Consider the following 1,384-nt stretch of genomic DNA (forward strand, 5'->3'; position numbering starts at 1 on the left):
GCGCGGCGACGGGCTCCGGGAGGCCGGCGGCCGGGGAGCCGCCGGCCCCCGGCTCGTACGGCTCGGCCTCCTCCAGAATGGCGTGCGCGTTGGTGCCGCTGATCCCGAACGACGAGACGCCGGCCCGGCGCGGACGGTCCGCGCGCGGCCAGTCGACCGGCTCGCTCAGCAGCCGTACGTCGCCCTGGGACCAGTCGACATGCGAGGTCGGCGCCGAGACGTGCAGGGTCCGCGGCAACCGGTCGTGCCGCAGCGCCAGCACCATCTTCATCACCCCGGCGACTCCGGCCGCCGCCTGGGTGTGGCCCAGGTTGGACTTCACCGAGCCCAGCCACAGCGGCCGTTCGACCTCCCGGTCCTGGCCGTACGTCGCCAGCAGCGCCTGCGCCTCGATCGGGTCGCCCAGGGTGGTGGCGGTGCCGTGCGCCTCGACGGCGTCCACCTCGCCGGCGGTCAGGCCGGCGCGCGCCAGCGCGGCCCGGATGACCCGCTGCTGGGAGGGGCCGTTGGGGGCGGTCAGCCCGTTGGAGGCGCCGTCCTGGTTGACCGCCGAGCCACGCAGCACCGCCAGCACGGGATGCCCGTTCGCCCGCGCGTCGGACAGCCGCTCCACCAGCAGCATGCCGACGCCCTCGCCGAAGCCGGTGCCGTCGGTGTCCTCGGAGAACGCCCGGCACCGCCCGTCCGCGGACAGGCCGCCCTGCCGACTGAAGTCCAGGAACAGCCCGGGCGTGGACATCACCGTCACGCCGCCGGCCAGCGCCAGGTCGCACTCGCCGTCCCGCAGCGCCTGCGCGGCCATGTGCAGCGCGACCAGTGAGGAGGAGCAGGCGGTGTCGACGGTGACGGCCGGACCCTCCAGGCCCAGGGTGTACGAGACGCGGCCGGACATCACGCTGGCGGAGTTGCCGGTGCCGAGGTGCGCCTCGGCTTCGGTGCCGGGGGCGATCGGACGGCTGGAGTAGTCCTGGTAGTTGGTGCCGGCGTACACGCCGGTACGGCTGCCCCGCAGGTCGTACGGGTCGATGCCGGCGCGCTCGAACGCCTCCCAGGAGGTCTCCAGCAGCAGCCGCTGCTGCGGGTCCATCGCCAGCGCCTCACGCGGGGCGATCCCGAAGAAACCGGCGTCGAAGTCGGCCGGGCGGTCCAGGAAGGCGCCACTGCGGGTGTAGCTCTTGCCGGGCAGGCCGGCTTCCTCGTCGTGCAGCGCGGCCACGTCCCAACCGCGGTCGCCGGGCCAGTCGGTGACCGCGTCCCGGCCCTCGGCCAGCAGCTCCCACAGGTCCTCCGGGGTCTCCACCCCGGCCGGGAAGCGGCAGCTCATGGCGACGATCACGACCGGGTCGGGGGCGGCCGAGGCGTCCGCGAGGCGCGCGTCCGGGCC

At 75.3% G+C, this 1,384-nt stretch carries 1 protein-coding gene; it reads right to left on the reverse strand.

Annotation, left to right across the window (positions count from 1 at the left end):
* The coding region (locus AN216_RS25290) for a type I polyketide synthase (RefSeq protein ID WP_139140991.1) at window positions 1-1,384 on the reverse strand (1,384 nt) is incomplete at both ends.

The organism is Streptomyces oceani, assembly GCF_001751245.1.
Lineage (GTDB): Bacteria > Actinomycetota > Actinomycetes > Streptomycetales > Streptomycetaceae > Streptomyces > Streptomyces oceani.